This window comes from Flavobacterium piscinae (genome assembly GCF_004122145.1).
Lineage (GTDB): Bacteria > Bacteroidota > Bacteroidia > Flavobacteriales > Flavobacteriaceae > Flavobacterium > Flavobacterium piscinae.
In genome coordinates, this window is the sequence record NZ_SBKQ01000037.1 from 1 (window position 1) to 469 (window position 469).

The 469-nt window shown below is 42.2% G+C and carries 1 protein-coding gene; it reads left to right on the forward strand.

Annotated elements, in window-relative coordinates; all coding sequences use genetic code 11:
- A partial coding sequence (locus tag EQG68_RS15115; protein ID WP_164975479.1) for a hypothetical protein occupies nucleotides 1-469 on the forward strand: 469 nt, incomplete at both ends.

Genomic DNA, 469 nt, shown 5'->3' on the forward strand with positions numbered 1-469 from the left:
GTGCCGACTGATTTAGAAGACATTATTCAATGTGATACCGATGGTAATCAGCAAAACGGATTGAGTACGTTTGATTTAAGTGTACAAACGCCTGGTATCTTAGCGGCTCAAAGTGGAGCGGCTTCCGGCTATCAAGTGGGTTATTTTACCTCTGAGGCAGCTGCGATAAGTAATATTGGAGCCATTGTTAATACAGCATCATATCCAAACACAAGTAATCCGCAAACGATTTGGGTACGCGTAACGGATGTTGCTACGGGTTGTTTCCACACGGGAAGTTTCGATTTGATTGTGAACTTACCTTTAGCACTCACTGTACCGGATCCGATATCCTTGTGTGACGAGGCCTTGCCAAATGATCAATTTACAGCCTTTGACTTAACCATTCGCGATAATGATATTACCAATGGATTAGGCGGTTATACCGTTACGTATTATCCAAGCCTTCAAAATGCACAGAATAATGTAA